At 67.8% G+C, this 16,699-nt stretch carries 13 protein-coding genes; 7 read left to right on the plus strand and 6 right to left on the minus strand.

Features of this window, described 5'->3' with window-relative positions:
* Nucleotides 1-88 precede the first annotated feature (88 nt).
* On the minus strand, nt 89-991 hold the full coding sequence (locus I6H87_RS24280) for a patatin-like phospholipase family protein (RefSeq protein ID WP_010812434.1): 903 nt from the start codon (nt 989-991) through the stop codon (nt 89-91).
* A 225-nt stretch (nt 992-1,216) separates the two neighbouring features.
* Nucleotides 1,217-1,948 (minus strand): YceH family protein, encoded by a 732-nt coding sequence (locus tag I6H87_RS24285; RefSeq protein ID WP_010812435.1) that lies wholly within the window; start codon nt 1,946-1,948, stop codon nt 1,217-1,219.
* 192 nt (nt 1,949-2,140) lie between these two features.
* On the opposite strand from I6H87_RS24285, the gene I6H87_RS24290 reads away from it, so the two are divergent.
* Entirely contained in the window at nt 2,141-3,877 is a 1,737-nt protein-coding gene (locus I6H87_RS24290) for an FAD-dependent oxidoreductase (protein ID WP_010812436.1), read from the plus strand.
* Between the two features lie 11 nt (nt 3,878-3,888).
* On the opposite strand, the gene ada is transcribed toward I6H87_RS24290, so the two are convergent.
* Together ada and I6H87_RS24300 are read right to left on the minus strand one after the other, a co-directional pair.
* Nucleotides 3,889-4,959: a bifunctional DNA-binding transcriptional regulator/O6-methylguanine-DNA methyltransferase Ada gene (ada, locus tag I6H87_RS24295; protein WP_011617005.1), complete on the minus strand. Its 1,071-nt coding sequence runs from the start codon at nt 4,957-4,959 to the stop codon at nt 3,889-3,891.
* Nucleotides 4,960-4,967: 8 nt separating this feature from the next.
* A complete protein-coding gene (locus tag I6H87_RS24300) occupies nt 4,968-5,744 on the minus strand; it encodes a 2OG-Fe(II) oxygenase (RefSeq protein WP_371852256.1) in 777 nt (258 codons plus the stop codon).
* A 234-nt stretch (nt 5,745-5,978) separates the two neighbouring features.
* Here I6H87_RS24300 and I6H87_RS24305 point away from each other — a divergent pair, with 234 nt between their 5' ends.
* Nucleotides 5,979-6,458: a nuclear transport factor 2 family protein gene (locus I6H87_RS24305; protein ID WP_010812439.1), complete on the plus strand. Its 480-nt coding sequence runs from the start codon at nt 5,979-5,981 to the stop codon at nt 6,456-6,458.
* Nucleotides 6,459-6,587: 129 nt separating this feature from the next.
* Here I6H87_RS24305 and I6H87_RS24310 read toward each other — a convergent pair whose 3' ends face one another.
* A complete protein-coding gene (locus I6H87_RS24310) occupies nt 6,588-8,306 on the minus strand; it encodes a dipeptidase (protein WP_011617007.1) in 1,719 nt (572 codons plus the stop codon).
* A 304-nt stretch (nt 8,307-8,610) separates the two neighbouring features.
* Here I6H87_RS24310 and I6H87_RS24315 point away from each other — a divergent pair, with 304 nt between their 5' ends.
* From I6H87_RS24315 to I6H87_RS24330, 4 genes are all read left to right on the plus strand, one after another.
* Nucleotides 8,611-9,342, plus strand: coding sequence for a glutathione peroxidase (locus tag I6H87_RS24315; RefSeq protein WP_010812441.1), 732 nt, complete (start codon nt 8,611-8,613; stop codon nt 9,340-9,342).
* Nucleotides 9,343-9,480: 138 nt separating this feature from the next.
* Nucleotides 9,481-10,872, plus strand: coding sequence for a dihydrolipoyl dehydrogenase (locus I6H87_RS24320; protein WP_010812442.1), 1,392 nt, complete (start codon nt 9,481-9,483; stop codon nt 10,870-10,872).
* 110 nt (nt 10,873-10,982) lie between these two features.
* Nucleotides 10,983-11,531, plus strand: coding sequence for a TetR/AcrR family transcriptional regulator (locus I6H87_RS24325; RefSeq protein WP_011617008.1), 549 nt, complete (start codon nt 10,983-10,985; stop codon nt 11,529-11,531).
* A gap of 217 nt (nt 11,532-11,748) precedes the next feature.
* Complete coding sequence (locus I6H87_RS24330) at nt 11,749-13,956, plus strand: TonB-dependent siderophore receptor (RefSeq protein ID WP_011617009.1); 2,208 nt, start codon at nt 11,749-11,751, stop codon at nt 13,954-13,956.
* A 51-nt stretch (nt 13,957-14,007) separates the two neighbouring features.
* On the opposite strand, the gene I6H87_RS24335 is transcribed toward I6H87_RS24330, so the two are convergent.
* The gene (locus I6H87_RS24335) at nt 14,008-14,682 is read right to left on the minus strand and encodes an SOS response-associated peptidase (RefSeq protein WP_010812445.1); all 675 of its coding nucleotides are present in this window, start codon (nt 14,680-14,682) and stop codon (nt 14,008-14,010) included.
* A gap of 240 nt (nt 14,683-14,922) precedes the next feature.
* Between I6H87_RS24335 and I6H87_RS24340 the strand changes: the two genes are divergently transcribed.
* Nucleotides 14,923-16,575 carry an AMP-binding protein gene (locus I6H87_RS24340; protein ID WP_011617010.1) on the plus strand — a complete coding sequence of 551 codons (1,653 nt, stop codon included), beginning with the start codon at nt 14,923-14,925 and terminating at the stop codon, nt 16,573-16,575.
* The last annotated feature ends 124 nt before the right edge of the window (nt 16,576-16,699 follow it).

Here is a 16,699-nt window from a genome sequence, read left to right on the forward strand (position 1 = left end):
GATCCGCGTCGATGAGGGCGGTACCAGGGCGGCCAGCATGCGGCGCGGCACAATCCGTTCGGGTACTTCCACCCGGCGCTGAGCGGCGTCAGTGGGGCGCCGCCGCCGGGATGTCGGCGCTGCAGCTGGGCGTCGCTTCGTCGTGCGAATGCGGCGCCAGCGCGCCCGGTATGCGCTGGCTGTCAAGCCCCTTGCCTTGCAGCCATTGCGCGGTGGTGGCCGCGGCGCGGTCGATCAGCTCGCCGCATTTGGAGTAGTCGTAGGGCGAGATGTCGAGCGGGCACAGCGGCGGCACCACGCTGATCTGCGCGCGGTCGGCGAAGTGCTGCAGGTCGTGCACGAGCTGGCGCGCCACCAGCAGCGAGAGCGCATTGAACGCATGCTCCAGCGCGCCGCGCGGCGGGCGGCGCTCCGCACAGGTAAAGCCCGCGGGCAGCACGATCACGTGCGTGGCACCAAGTGCGATCGCGGTGGATACCGGGGTGTTGTTGGCCACGCCGCCATCGATCAGCGTGCGGCCCTCGAACTGCACCGGCGGGAACACGCCGGGGATGGCCGCGCTGGCCAGCACCGCGTCGACTATGCTGCCGCTGGACAGCAAGACTTCGTCGCCGCTGTGCATGTCGGTGGCCACCACGTGCAGCTGCAGTTCCGCTGCTTCCAGCCGCAGCGTGCCGAAGTGCTGCGCCAGCAGTCGGCGCAACCCGGCCGCCTCCACCAGGTGGCCGCGGTTGCCGCCGAACATGCTCCAGACGCTGCGCCAGCTCCACGGCAGGATGTCCGAGCGCCGGATGCCGCGCCACAGCGCGTCAAGCCGGCCGGCGCCGGCCACGCCCGGATTGCAGGCAAAGTAGGCGCCGTTGATGGCGCCGGCCGAGGCGCCGATCACGATATCGGGCATCACGCCCCATGCCGCCAGTTCGCGCAGCATGCCGACCTGGATCGCACCCAGGCTGCCGCCGCCCGCAAATACGAAGGCTGTCTTGTCCATGGCTGCGCCGGTCTCCCTGTCCAGTTTGCGGTCCTGAGCAAAGGATAGGTGACATCCGGGCCATCGGGCAGGTCGGACGGCAAGCCGTCTGCCGCGCTGGGGTCTGAGCCTGTGGCTCGCCTTCGCGAGGTAATAACGCAATTAACCGCCAGCAATATCCTCCAACCACCAATGCTGGCTAACAGCAGGGTGGTCGGTACCGTCAGCCATGACGCAGGCGCGGTGTCAGTCGAGAAACTCGTCGACAGGGATGCCGAGTTGGCCGGCCATGTGTTCGACCAGGCTTTGCAGCTTCGCCACCTTCTCGGTCAGGGCCTGCTGTTCGGCGCGCAGCTGTTCGAGTTCGCCCGGCGCGGCGGTGGCGCCGCCGGTGGTGCGGTCGGCATCGTCGGCGTCCGCCGCGGCGCTCACTTCGCCGCTCAGCAGGTGCATCCAGCGATTTTCGCGTGCGCCCGGCGCGCGCGGCAGCCGGACGACAAAGGGCGGAGCATGGCTGGCCAGTTCGTCAAGGAAGGCCTCGACCGACGAGATATCGGCAAAGCCGTGCAGGCGCGCGGTGTTCAGGCGCAGCTCCGCCGCGGTCTGCGGGCCGCGCAGCAGCAGCATGGCCAGCAGTGCGACGGACTGGCTGGGCACGGCCAGCACGCGCTGCATATTGTGCTCGAAGCGCGGCACGCGGCTGCTGCTGCCTTCAAAGACCAGGCTCAGGCCCTTGAGGCCATCGATGGCTTCAAGGATATCGGCCTCGCTGACGTTCATCACCGGGGCGCGGGCGGTCTTCTGGTTGCAGCCCGAGGCCAGCGCATTGAGCGACAGCGGGTAGGTATCGGGCACGGTGTGCTGTTTTTCGACCAGCACGCCGAGCACGCGGCCTTCGACGGGCGTCAGGGGGCGCAATGCCGGACGGGCGGGGCGGTCGCCAGCCTGGCTGGCGTCGGAATCATGGTTGGATTGCATCAAGACTGGTTTCTTGCTGAAGGTGACGGCGAATGCCGACACGCCGAGGCGCTCATTCAATCCCAAGCCAGCGCAATCCGCAACTGCGCCGTGCGATTCTCGCATTCTGCGCGCAGCCGTCTACTATCGATAGGCCGCGCGCAACCGGGAAGATGTGCCCAGGGCAGGCGCGGGTCCAGACGGGGAGGGAGCATGGCGATTTCGCAGTCGGAGGCAATGGCCCCGGATGAGGACACCGGCCCGGAGGCCGGCGGCGGCCTGGAGGCGCCGTATTCCACGCTGGAGTCACGCTGGCACCAGATGTTCCCGCAGCTCGGCGCCGACGACATGGCGCGCGTGCGCCGCTTTGGCACGCCGCAGAGCTGGCGCGCGGGCGAGAAGCTCTTTGCCATCGGCGATACGGGCCGGGGCATGTACCTGATCGGCAGCGGCCGCGTGCGCCTGATGCGGCGCGACGGCCTGGGCCGCGAGCACCAGATCACCGAGCAGGGCGCCGGCCACTTCCTGGCCGAGGTCGGCACGCTCAGCGGCCGCCCGGCGCTGGTCGACGGCGTGGCCGTGACCGATACCCAGGGCTATGTGATCACGCCAGAGCGGCTGCGCGCCCTGCTGGTGGCCGAGGCCGAACTGGGCGAGCGCATCATGCGCGCGCTGATCCTGCGCCGCGTGGGGCTGATCGAATTCGGCAGCGGGCCGGTGCTGGTCGGCCACGGCACCGAGCCGCAGCTGGTGGCACTGCAAGCCTTCCTGCGGCGCAACGGCTACCCGCATACGGTTATCGATATCGACGCCGAACGCGACTGCTCATTGCTGCTCGACTATGCCAACGCGCCCGCCAGCGACTTCCCGCTGGTGATCTGCGCCGACGGCCGCGTGCTGCGCGCGCCGGACGAAGGGCAGCTGGCTTCGTGCCTGGGGCTGTTGCCGGAGTTCGATCCGGTCCATGTCTATGACGTGGTGGTGGTCGGCGCCGGGCCTGCGGGGCTGGCCACGGCCGTGTATGCCGCATCCGAAGGCTTGTCGGTGGCGGTGATCGATTGCCGCTCGCCGGGCGGGCAGGCGGGTGCGAGTGCGCGGATCGAGAACTATCTTGGCTTTCCCACCGGCATCTCCGGACAGGCGCTGGCCGGGCGCGCGTTCGTGCAGGCACTGAAGTTCGGCGCGCATATCGCCATCCCGCTGGAGGTCAAGGCACTGCATTGCGGCGCGGACCCGATCCGGCTGGAGCTGGCCGATGGCCGCATGATCCCGACCCACACCGTGGTGATTGCCACCGGCGCGCAGTACCGTCGCCCGGACATCGCCGCGCTGGAGCACTTTGAAGGGCGTGGTGTCTACTACTGGGCTTCGCCGGTGGAGGCCAAGCTGTGCAAGAACGAGCCGGCGATGCTGGTGGGCGGCGGCAATTCGGCCGGGCAGGCAGCGGTCTACCTGGCCTCGCACGCGGCGCACGTGCATATGCTGGTGCGCGGGCCGGGGCTGGCCGCCACCATGTCGCGCTACCTGATCGACCGCATCGGTTCGCTGCCCAATATCACGCTGCACACGCACGCGCAGATCAGCGCGCTGGCGGGGGAAGGGTGGCTCAGTTCCGTGCGCTACGAATGCCGGGCGGAAAGCCCGGCCCCGGTCACGATGGACGTGCGGCACCTGTTCCTGTTCATCGGCGCCGATCCCAATGCGTCGTGGCTGCGCACCTGCAACGTCGAGGTCGATGACAAGGGCTTCGTGCGCACCGGCGGCGGCGAGCTGGGCTGCGCGTCGGCGGTGCCGTATCCGCTGCAGACCAACGTGCCGGGCGTGTTTGCCATCGGCGACGTGCGGGCGGGATCGACCAAGCGGGTCGCCGCGGCGGTAGGCGAGGGCGCGGCGGTGGTGGCGCAGATCCACGACTACCTGGCTCGGGTGCAGGCAGCCGTGGCGCGCTGAGCGCGGGCCACTCAGGCTTGCGCCTCGCGCTCCAGCAACTCGCGCTTGCGCGCCACGCCCCAGCGGTAGCCCGACAGGTTGCCGTCGCTGCGCACCACGCGATGGCAGGGAATGGCCACCGCCAGGTGGTTGGTGGCGCAGGCCTGCGCCACCGCGCGCACCGCACGCGGCGCGCCGATGCGGGCCGCGATCTCGGCATAGCTGGCGGTGCTGCCCGCGGGGATCTCTTGCAGGGCCTGCCATACACGCTGCTGGAACGCGGTGCCGCGCACATCCAGCGGCAGCGCCAGGCCGATTGAAGGTGCCTCGATAAAGCCCACCACTTGCGCCACCAGTTGCTCGAACTGCGCATCGCCGCCGATCAGGTTGGCGCGCGGGAACTGGTCCTGCAGGTCCTGCAACAGCGTTTGGGGATCGTCGCCCAGCAGGATCGCGCAGACACCGCGCTCGCTCTGGGCCACCAGGATCGCGCCCAGCGAGCACTGGCCGATGGCAAAGCGGATATCGGTGTCGGCCCCGCCCGCGCGGTAGCGCGACGGGGTCATGCCCAGCACTGCGTCCGAGGTTTCGTAGAAGCGGCTGTTGGAGCCGAAGCCGGCGTCGTAGATTGCCTCGGTCACGGAGTCGCTGGTGCCCAGTTGCTCGCGGAGTTTCCTGGCGCGATGCGCGGCGGCATAGGCACGCGGCGTCAGGCCGGTGGCGGCCTTGAAAAGGCGGTGAAAGTGATAGGGGCTGACGCCCGCTGCGTTGGCCAGTTCGGGCAGCGTGGGCAGGGTGTCGGCGGCCTCGATGCGGCGGCAGGCGTCGGCCACGATGGCTGCGTGCTGTGCCGCCAGCGCAGGCGCGGCGGCACGTCGGCTGGGCCGGTAGCCGGCGGCTTCGGCCGCGGCGGCATTGTCGAAGAACTCGACATTGGCCGGATGCGGCAGGCGCGACGGGCTGCTCGGCAGGCAGTACACGCCGGTGGTCTTGACCGCATAGACAAAGGCACCGTCGGCGCCCGGATCGCGCGCCAGCACGCGAGCCCAGCGCGGGTCGCGTTCGATGGTGCTGACTTCCGGTTGTTGTGTGGGACGGGTCATGGGATACCTCACGTGGCGTCGTGGAAGATGATGCCCAGCGTGTAGCGCTGGCCCGCGTGCAGCCGGCTGACGCCATGCCGCAGGTTCACGCGGTAGCTGCCGCGGCTGCCCTGCACCGGGCGCTGGCTGACGGCAAAGACCACGGCATCGCCCTGGTGCAGCGTCACCACCTCGGCCCGCGACTGCATGCGCGGCCGCTGCTCGGTCATCACAAATTCTCCGCCGGTAAAGTCGCGGCCCGGCTCGGACAGCAGGATGGCGACCTGCAGCGGGAATACGTGCTCGCCGTACAGGTCCTGGTGCAGGCAGTTGTAGTCGTCGGGGCCGTAGCGCAGCAGCAGGGGCGTCGGGCGCAACTGGCCGGCGTCGTGGCAGCGGGCAAGATAATCGGCGTGCGCGGCGGGATAACGCACATCGATGCCCATGGCGGCGTTCCAGCGGTTGGCCACCGGCACCAGGTGCGGATACAGCGCCGTGCGCATTGCGGCCACGGTGTCGGGCAGCGGGTAGCGGAAGTACTTGTACTCGCCCTGGCCAAAGCCGTGCCGGCGCATCTCGATGCGAGAGCGGAACCACGCGTCCTGCGCATAGCCGGCGGCAAGCGCGTCGCATTCGGCTGCCGACAGCAGGCCGCGGATCGCGGCGCAGCCGTAGTCGTCGAGCTCGCGTGCAATGGCGGCCCAGTCGGTGCCATCGACGCGGGTGGCGATATCGGCTTCGTGCCTATGCCCCCGCGCCGTGCCGCGCGCTGGCAGTATTGGCCGGCGCGGCCCTGCCACGGCCATTTCGGGACGCTGTATCTGGCTGATGCTCACCGCGGGTCTCCTTTCTCTCGCTTGCATGGTGCCAACTTTAGGCCGCCCGCGTGCACCTGGCACTCCGGGTCTTGCTTTTGAATTCTGCCCGGTATCCTGCCTTGACAAGACAGATCTGTCTATCAATAATGAGACAGGTCTGTATCATATTGAGCAGCCTGTTCTTCCATCTGATTCACCCTGTTTCAGCAAAGGAGCCTCCGCATGTCCGCACAAGCCGAAATCCGTCCGCCGTTGCCCCCATTCACGCGTGAATCCGCCATCGCCAAGGTCCGTGCCGCGGAGGATGGCTGGAACAGCCGCGATCCAGAGCGCGTGGCGCTGGCCTATACCGTCGACAGCGCCTGGCGCAACCGTGCGGAATTCGTCAATGGCCGTGCCGACATCGTCGCCTTCCTGCAGCGCAAGTGGCAGAAGGAGTTGGATTACCGGCTGATCAAGGAGCTATGGGCGCACGACGGCAACCGCATCGCCGTGCGCTTTGCCTATGAATGGCACGACGATTCCGGCAACTGGTACCGGTCATACGGCAATGAGAACTGGGAGTTCGATGAGGCGGGGCTGATGCGCAGGCGTTTTGCCTGCATCAACGATGCGCCGATCAAGGCGGCGGACCGCAAGTTCCACTGGCCACTGGGCCGGCGGCCGGATGAACATGCGGGGTTGAGTGAACTGGAGTTGTGAAGCTGTTGGGTCCTAAAACCGAAGGTCCCGCTTGATGTGGTTCCTAGCTGGACCACCCCTCACCCCGGGCCTCTCCCCATGAGGGGAGAGGGAGCACACAAGCGCAGAGGGACACGCCTGAAACCCTCGTTACTGCATCTTGTCCAGGTTCCCGATCCGCACCAGCATCTCGGTGAACATCTGCATATCCAGGTTCAGGTCGGCCACTTCCTTGTACTCGCGCGCGTTGTGCGCAGTGTATTTCTTGCCCGGCATGGCCGGCCCGAAGTTGATGGCATTGGGCATCAGCTTGGCGGTGGTGCTGCCGGCGGTGGAAACCGGCTTGGCTTCCAGCCCGGTGGTATCGCCAAAGATATTCAGCAGCGTGGACAGCCACGCGCCCTTGGGATCGCGCGCCATCCAGTTGCCCTGGTCGTACTTGATTTCGACTGGCCCATGGGTGGCGGCCCAGCCGAAGATGCGCTTGGTGATCTTGCCGCCCAGCTCGTCCGGCGTGCGGCCACGCGGCATGCGCACGTTGGTGACCACGTCGACGTATTCGCCGCGCTCGCGCACCAGCGTGGGCGACATGGTCAGCGGGCCCATGAACGGGTCCCGGTAGGCCACCTCCATCCTGGTGCCAAGGTAATCCAGCCCGTACAGGTCGTTCAGGTAGCGGACCGCGTTCAGGTAGTGGTTCTCGGCAAACTGCACGCGGCTGGCCTGCAGGAACAGCGCCAGCCGCGGCAGCGGGTTGACCCCTTCCTCAGGGCGCGATCCGTGCGCCGAGGCGCCAGTGACCTTCACTTCCACGTCGTTGCCGGCGCGCTTCACGTCGATGGAGAACTTGCCGCGCGGGGTGTGGCGGCGCAGGAATTCAGCGCGTGCCTGTTCCAGCGCGGCAGCGACGGCGGCAGCATCGCCGCCGGCAATGCGAGCGGTGGCGGTCTCGGGGATGGCGTTGGCCGAGGCCGCGCCGCGCATGGCAACGATGGCAGGTCCCTTCCGGTCGGACTTGCCTTGCGCGCTCTTGTCGTCCGCCGCCTTGATGCCGAAGGAAACGGTCAGCGTGCCCGCGCCTTTCTCCGCCACCACCGCGGGGTATTTGCTGTCGAGCACGACGTTGTACTCGGGCAGGGTGGTGTGCTGGCGGTAGTATTTCATGCCGTCGCCGCCGGTTTCCTCGGTGGTCTCGATCATCAGGCGGATGGTGCGCTCCAGCGGCACGCCGCTTTCCTTGACGGTCTTCATGGCATACATGACCGCGGCGATCGAGCCCTTGTCGTCGATGGTGCCGCGCCCGTACAGCATGTCGCCCACGCGCGTCATGCGGAACGGATCCAGCCTGGTGCCGTCCTCCAGTACCCATTCCTCGGCCACCGCGGGCACCACGTCGGCGTGGGTCAGGATGCCGAAGGTATCCTTGCCGCCGCCGGGCAGCGTGACCTCGAAGACCCGGTTGTCGACATTGCGGTAGGCCAGCCCGAAGTCGCGCGCCATGGCCTCGATCATCTTGCCGAACTCGATGATGGCGGGGTTCTCGTGCTGCGGGATTTTCTCGTCGCGCACGGTGCGCAGCGCCACCATCCTGCCGATGGCGTCGATCACCGCGGCCTCATTGCGGACGCGGTTGTAGACGCCCAGCAGGCGGCCGATATTGACCAGGTTGTCGCCGGCCAGTGGCGACCGGGCCTGCCACGCCGCCACGGCCGGCGCCACGGAAGGCTCGGCCCTGGCCGCGGCGGCCATGAATGCCTGCAGGTCGGCCTGGGCCGCCGTTCGGGTGCCGGAGACCAGCGCATCCAGCGCCGGTTTCTTCAGGGTTTGCGCCTGCGCGGGGTGCGCCAGCACCAGCGACAGCGCGAGCATCGGGGCCCATCGGTAGAGAGACGGCAGGCGGCAAGGTCGGGTCATTGCGGACAAAACGGGAGTCTGAGTGGATGCCGCATGATAGGGCACTCGCCGGTATTTGCCGAAAAAATATGCTTTTGCGTGCCCGCGGATGAAGTGCAAGGGCCGGCGCAATAGGGGATGGCCATGCCGAGTCAATAGCGTAAGGCAATCGTCGTGGTTAAAACGATGAATTGTACAAATCACATCCCGGTCTACAGAATGGGGCCTTCGCTGCAACCCGCAGCCGAAACCAACCCGATCCAGACCAAGGAGTGAACTGATGCTGCAATCCCGTGAAGGCCAACGCGTTCCCAATGTCGCTTTCCGCATGCGTGAAGACAACGAGTGGAAGACCGTCACCACCGGCGAGCTGTTCAACGGCAAGACCGTGGTCGTGTTCTCGCTGCCGGGCGCCTTCACGCCGACCTGCTCGTCGACCCACCTGCCGCGCTACAACGAGCTGGCCCCGGTGTTCGCGAAGCACGGCGTGGACGACATCCTGTGCGTGTCCGTCAACGACACCTTCGTGATGAACGAATGGGCCAAGGACCAGGAGTCCGAGAACATCACCATGATCCCCGACGGCAACGGTGAATTCACCGAAGGCATGGGCATGCTGGTGGACAAGGCCGACCTGGGCTTCGGCAAGCGCAGCTGGCGCTATTCGATGCTGGTCAAGGACGGCGTGGTGCAGAAGATGTTCATCGAACCGCAAGAGCCGGGCGACCCGTTCAAGGTGTCCGACGCCGACACCATGCTGGCCCATATCGCCCCGGACGCGCGCAAGCCGGACCAGGTGGTGGTGTTCTCCAAGGTCGGCTGCTCGTTCTGCGCCAAGGCCAAGCAACTGCTTGACGACAACGGCTTCGACTATATCGACGTGCCGCTGGACAACAAGGTGCGCGGCAAGGTGCTGGGCGCCGTGTCGGGCGAGATGACCGCACCGCAGGTCTTTATCAACGGCAAGCTCATCGGCGGCGCCGAGGCGCTGCAGCAGTACCTGGGCAAGTAAGCCGATTCTCCCTTCATCCCGCACCCGGGGACCGGCAGTCGCCGGACCCGATGGGGTCGCCTTGCCCGGCATGGCGGCCCCATCCAGCCCGCTGATTGACACCAGCTTGACGCCATCAAGACAAAGGAATTGACCGCCATGACCACCATCCAGACCGACGTCGCCGTGATCGGCGCAGGCACCGCCGGCCTTGCCGCCTACCGTGCCGCGATTGCCGCGGGCAAGCGCGCCGTGATCATCGAAGGCGGCCCGTACGGCACCACCTGCGCCCGGGTGGGCTGCATGCCCTCCAAGCTGCTGATCGCTGCCGCCGAGGCCGCGCACGAACTGCGCCACACTGCGCCGTTCGGCGTGCACGTGGATGGCGAGGTCCGCATCGATGGCCGCGAGGTGATGGCCCGCGTGCGCAGCGAGCGCGACCGCTTTGTCGGCTTCGTGGTGCGCGGCGTGGAGAACATCCCCGAAGCCGACCGCGTCCGCGGCTATGCCCGCTTTATCGACAACACCACGCTGGAAGTGGATGGGCACACCACCGTGCGTGCCAGCCGCGTGGTCATTGCCACCGGCTCCACGCCGATGCTGCCGGCGCCGTTCCAGGTGTTCGGCGACCGCCTGATCGTCAATGACGATGTGTTCGCTTGGGAAGACCTGCCCGCCAGCGTGGTGGCGTTCGGCCCCGGCGTGATCGGGCTGGAGCTTGGCCAGGCCTTGTCGCGCCTTGGCGTGCGGGTGCGCGTGTTCGGCGTCAGCGGCTCGCTCGGGCCGCTGACTGATCCCGTGATCCGCGCCTACGCGGCGAAGACCTTCAACGGCGAGTTCTATCTCGATCCGGACGCCAGGGTGACCGACATGGCCCGCGACGGCGACCAGGTGGTGGTGACTTACCTGGACCGCGAAGGCCGCAGCGTGACCGAGCGCTTCGACTATGCGCTGGTCGCCACCGGCCGCGTGCCCAATGTGCGCGGCCTGGGCCTGGAAAATGCCGGCCTGGCGCTGGATGCGCGCGGCGTGCCGCTGTTCGATGCGCGCACGCTCCAGTGCGGCAATGCACCGGTATTCATTGCCGGCGACGCCAACAACATCCTGCCGCTGCTGCATGAGGCCGCGGACGAGGGCAAGGCCGCGGGCGAGAACGCCGCCAGCTATCCGCAAGTGAAGCCGCTGGCACGGCGCGCGCCGATCGCGGTGGTGTTCACGGACCCGCAGATCGCGATGGTCGGCCAGCGTTACGCCGACCTGGCCGAAGGCACGTTCGTGACCGGCGAGGTCAGCTTCGAGGACCAGGGCCGCAGCCGCGTGATGCTGAAGAACCGCGGCCTGATGCATGTCTATGCCGACAAGGCCACGGGCCGCTTCCTGGGCGCGGAATGGACCGGCCCGCGTGCCGAGAACATCGCCCACCTGCTGGCGTGGTCGTACCAGCAGGGCCTGACCATCGGGCAGATGCTGGGCATGCCTTTCTACCACCCGGTGGTGGAAGAGGGCCTGCGTACGGCGCTGCGTGATGCGGAGGCGAAGCTGGAGGCCTGAGCGGGCCAGGTTTGCTAGACAGGTCTGTCTGTCATAGTATCGACCTATAGAGAGGCAGGGCGGCGCAGGGCGCTGTCCGGCCGCGCACCTTTACCGACTACGCCGCCACCATGGCCACGCCTTCCGCCCGCGACCGCATCCTCGACACCGCTGCCCGCCTGTTCTACCAGGGGGGCTACCGCGCCACCGGCATCGACAAGATCATTGCCGAATCCGGCGTCGCCAAGATGTCGCTCTACCGCCATTTCGCCTCCAAGAACGAGTTGATTTCGGCGTTCCTGGACCGCCGCCATGACGAGTGGATGACGTGGTTCCGGCAGGACGTGGAAGCCCGGCTGGCCGCGCGCCCGCACCTGGACGTGATTGCCGACGCGCTGGCGGACTGGTTCGGCCGAGACTTCCGTGGCTGCGCCTTTATCAACGTGGTGGCCGAGGCGGGCGGCGACGCGCGCGCGGCCGAACAGGCCGCGGCGCACAAGGCCGAGTTGGCCGCATTCGTCGCCGACATCGCCACGCGCCTGGGCCTGGACCAGCCGCAAGCGGTGGCCGAGGAAGCGATGCTGTGCATCGAAGGCATGATCGTGCGCTACCAGATGCAGCCGGATGCGGCGGTGATCGAGGCGGGGCGGCGGTTGCTGGGCCGGCTGCAGGCCGGCTGATTGGCTTGGGGGGCTGGCCACTGAGGCCGGGGACTGCCCAACACTTCCTTCGTCTGGCTTAGCGCCGAGGCAGCATCCGGTGCGAATAGAAAATGTCTCGCTTCTGACACATTCAGGCTACAATTCTGTTGTAATTACGAATTATTCGCATTCGTAATCAGAATTTTCCACTTGCCACGCCGCGCCTGCGGGGTAGCTACCTTCCGATCCCTGAGTGATGTATTTCCACCCGACCAAGCAGGCAAAGCCGCGCTTTGCCCGCCCCGCGCTTGTCACCCCGCGCGGCCTTTCGCTGACCACCCTTGTATTGAGCCTGCAGGCCGGTGGCGTGTTTGCCCAATCCGGCGAAGTGCCTGCGCCGGCAACGGCCAGTGCCGCGGCAGAACTGCCGGCCGTCACGATCCGCGCCGGCAGCGACGACGAAACCGCCACCGGCCCGGTTCATGGCTTCGTGGCAAAACGCAGCGCCACCGCCACCAAGACCGACACCCCGGTGATGGAGACGCCCCAGTCGATCACCGTCATCACGCGCGACCGGATGGAGGCGCAAGGCGCGCAGAGCGTGCAGCAGGCCATCGGCTACAGCGCCGGCGTCTATGCCGGGCCGTTCGGCAACGACGCCCGCGGCGACTGGGGCCGGTTCCGGGGCACCGAGTTCACGCAGTACCGCGACGGCCTGCTGAACCAGGTCGGCTTCTACAACAACGTGCGGCCCGATGTTTACGCGCTGGAACGCATCGACGTGCTGCGCGGGCCGTCGTCGATGCTGTTCGGGCAGGGCGCGGTCGGCGGCATCCTGAACCTGGTCAGCAAACGCCCGCAGGCTGAGGCGGCGCGCGAGATCGGGGTGCAGTTCGGCAACTACAACCGCAAGCAGGTGCAGGCCGACCTGACCGGCCCGCTCGATGCGGACGGCAAGTGGCTGTACCGGCTGGTGGCGCTGGCGCGCGACAGCGACACGCAGGTGGACTACGTCAAGGACAACCGCTACCTGATCGCGCCTTCGCTGACGTGGCGCCCGAGCCAGGACACCTCGCTCACGCTGCTGGCCAACTTCCAGCGCGATGAAAGCGGGACCTCGGTCGGCTTCTTCCCCTGGCGGGGCACGCTGCAGGCCAACCCGGCCGGCCAGATCCCCGATCACCTGTTTATCAGCGAGCCCGGCTTCGACCGCTACAACGCCGAGCAGGCGTCGGTGGGCTATGAGTTCCAGCACAAGTTCAACGACACCGTGACGGTGCGGCAGAACCTGCGCTATTCGCACAGCACGGTGGACTACCGCAGCATCTACGCGGCCGGTTTTAACGGCGCCGGCCACGGTTGGGTGCCGGGCAGCGATACGCTGATGCGCCGCACGGTCTACCTGAACCAGCCCACGCTGAACTCGTTCGCGGTCGATACCCAGGCGCAGACCAACTTCCGCACCGGCCCGGTCCAGCACACGCTGCTGACCGGCGTCGACTACCAGCACTCAGAGATCACGGGGCGCGCCGGGGTGGGGGGCACGGCCGCGCCGCTCAATGTGTTCAACCCGGTCTACGGCAATTTCACCCTGCCGGGCACGCGCGACCTGAACCCCGCCACGCAGGCGCAGACCGGCCTGTACGTGCAGGATCAGCTGTCGTGGAACAAGTGGCTGCTGATGCTGGGGCTGCGCTATGACTGGTCGCGCGCCGCGCAGGACAACACGCCCTCGGCCAGCCGCGACGACAGCGAGCTTACCAAGCGTGCTGGCCTGATGTACCGCTCGGACATCGGCCTCAACCCGTACGTCAGCTATTCCGAGTCGTTCCAGGGGCTGGCCGGCTTCAACAAGGCCAACCAGGCTTTCAAGCCGCTGCGCGGTTCGCAGTGGGAGGCGGGGATCAAGTACCAGCCGCCGGGCAAGAACGCCACGCTGACCATTGCCGCATTCGATATGCGCGAGAAGAACCGCAAGACCGCCGGCGTGGTCAACGGCATTCCCGATTCAGTCCAGGTGGGCGAGGCACGTACGCGCGGCATCGAGGTTGAGGCACTGGCCTCGCTGTCCAGCCGGCTGGACCTGATCGCAACCTATACCTACCTGGATGCGCGCGTGATCGACGGCACGCCGGCCGAGGTGGGCAAGAAGCTGGCGAGCACGCCGTCGAACATGGCGTCGCTGTGGGCCAACTATCGCTTCAAGCTGTTTGGCGTGCCGGGCTTTGTCGCCGGCGGCGGGGTGCGCTATGTCGGTCCCAGCTATGACGGTGCCGACCAGAACCGGGTGGGCGGCGTCACGCTCTACGACGCGATGATTGCCTATGACCACGGCCCGCTGCGCGTCTCGCTGAATGCCAGCAACCTGTTCGACAAGCAATTCCTGACCACCTGCCTGGCGCGCGGTGACTGCTACTTCGGCGCGCGCCGCACGGTGGTGGGCAGCGTTACCTATCGCTTCTGAGCCGCCTTGCAGGGAAGCGCGCCTGCGGCCGGGGCGGCGATAGCGGCGCGCTTACTCCGAGTCGGGGATTGGCGCTCCCTGCACTTTGGGCGCCGGTTCGGCCCGCATGGCGTCTGCGGGCCAGAGCGTCAGGAAGGTGCGCGCGACCTCGGGATCGCGGCAGGCGAGCCAGTCGTCCCACTGTTCACGCGGCACGATCACCACTGACCGCTTTTCCTCGCCCGGCTTGTGAAAGCGCTGCATCACCGGGTGCTGGGCCGAGTTGATGGTCAGCATGGTGAAGGACAGCGACTGGTCCGGCCAGCTGCGCCACAGGCCCGCAATGCCGAAGGCCGGCTCGCCGGGCAGCCAGACGCGCCAGCGCACCGGCTTGCCGGGCGGGCCGCCGGGCGCTGCATCTTCGGGATACGCAAACTCATAGAACGCCGTGGCCGGCACCAGGCACAGCTGGCCCTGGCGCCAGTAGCGCGCAAAGGCGGGGCGTTCGCCCACGGTCTCGCTGCGGGCATTGGTGGTGTCAAAGCGCCGTGCGCCGGGCGGGATGCGCGGGCGCGGCACCATGCCGAACGAGGCCAGAGCGCCACTGCGCGTGCCATCGTCCGCGGCGCGCACGATCGGCGCCGCGTAGTCCGGATAGGTTTCAGCCTTGTACAGCCCCGGCGGCGGTTCCACGCCGAAGATCTCGCGCAGGATCCGGCTCTGGACCGGGGCGTAGTTGGTGCACATGCGCTGTCTCCTGGCGGCGATGCCCGTATCGTCGGCGCCGGGCGGTGCCGCGTCAAGGGTGCCCGGAGGTGCGTCAGGGTTCACGGCAGGGATGGCAAAAACCGTCAGCCGCGCTGGCGGAATCGGTTATTGCCTGCTCCCGTGGCGCTCGCGCACACTCTTGCGGCAGCCGTTGCGCGCCGGCACCCCGCGCGCAGCGGCCACCTACCAAAAGGCACCAGCCGGAATACAGGAGACATCATGCGCGACTACGCCCAAGCCTTCGACGGATTTTCCTATGACGACGCCGTGGCACGGCAACTGCACGGCAGCCAGGAGGCAATGAACGCCTGCGTCGAATGCTGCGACCGCCACGCGCTGCCGGGCCGTATCGCGCTGTTCTGGGAAGGGCGAGACGGCAATTCGCGCAGCTGGACCTTTACCGAGCTGCAGGCACTGTCCGCGCAGTTTGCCGGCTTCCTGAAGGCGCAGGGCGTGCAGCCGGGCGACCGCGTGGCGGGCCTGCTGCCGCGCAATGCGGAACTGCTGGTGACGATTCTCGGCACCTGGCGCGCCGGCGCGGTGTACCAGCCGCTGTTCACGGCCTTCGGCCCCAAGGCCATCGAGCACCGGCTCAATGCGTCCGGCGCGAAGGTTGTGGTCACCGATGGCGCCAACCGCCCCAAGCTGGATGACGTGGATGGCTGTCCCGCCATTGTCACCGTGGCCGGCGACAAGGGCCGCGGCCTGGTGCGCGGCGACTTCAGCTTCTGGGCCGAACTGGAACGCCAGCCGGCGTCGTTCGAGCCGGTGCCGCGCCGGGGCGACGACCCCTTCCTGATGATGTTCACCTCCGGCACCACCGGCCCGGCCAAGCCGCTGCTGGTGCCGCTCAAGGCCATTGCCGCGTTTGCCGGCTATATGAGCGACGCGGTCGACCTGCGCGCGGAAGACGCTTTCTGGAACCTGGCCGATCCGGGCTGGGCCTATGGCCTGTATTACGCGGTCACGGGCCCGCTGGCGCTGGGCCATCCCACCACCTTCTACGATGGCCCGTTCACCGTGGAGAGCACATGCCGTGTGATCCGCAAGTACGGCATCACCAACCTGGCCGGCTCGCCCACGGCATACCGGCTGCTGATCGCCGCGGGCGAGGCCGTGTCAGGCCCGCTGCGCGGGCGGCTGCGCGCGGTCAGCAGCGCGGGCGAGCCGCTCAACCCGGAAGTGATCCGCTGGTTCGCCAGCGAGCTGGGCGTGACCATCCACGACCACTACGGCCAGACCGAGCTGGGCATGGTGCTGTGCAACCACCATGCGCTGGCGCATCCGGTGCGCATGGGCGCGGCCGGCTTTGCCAGCCCCGGGCACCGCGTGGTGGTGGTGGACGATGAACAGCGCGAACTGCCGCCGGGCCGGCCGGGCACGCTGGCGCTGGACCTGAAGCGCTCGCCGATGTGCTGGTTCGGCGGCTATCACGGCACGCCCACCAGCGGGTTTGCCGGCGGCTACTACCTGACCGGCGATTCCGCCGAGCTGAATGACGACGGCAGCATCAGCTTCATAGGCCGGGCCGACGACGTCATCACCACCTCTGGCTACCGCGTGGGCCCGTTCGACGTGGAAAGCGCGCTGATCGAGCACCCGGCCGTGGTCGAGGCCGCGGTGATCGGCAAGCCCGATCCGGAGCGCACCGAGCTGATCAAGGCCTTTGTCGTGCTGGACCCGCAATATCGCGCCGCGCCGGAACTGGCCGAGGCGCTGCGCCAGCACGTGCGTAAGCGCCTGGCCGCCCATGCCTACCCGCGCGAGATCGAGTTCGTCGTCGAGCTGCCCAAGACCCCCAGCGGCAAGGTCCAGCGCTTTATCCTGCGCAACCAGGAAGTGGCCCGCGCGCGCGAGGCGGCCGCTGCCTGAGGCCTGAGCCGTTCCCGGACCGCTTCCTATAATGAGGAAGCGGTTGCCAGGCCCCGGGGGTGAAGGAGCCTGCGGCGCCGCGCAAGGCGCGCCTGCAGGCAGGGGCGCGCGTCTTCCATCTCCA

The sequence above is a fragment of the Cupriavidus necator genome (genome assembly GCF_016127575.1).
Taxonomy (GTDB): domain Bacteria; phylum Pseudomonadota; class Gammaproteobacteria; order Burkholderiales; family Burkholderiaceae; genus Cupriavidus; species Cupriavidus necator_D.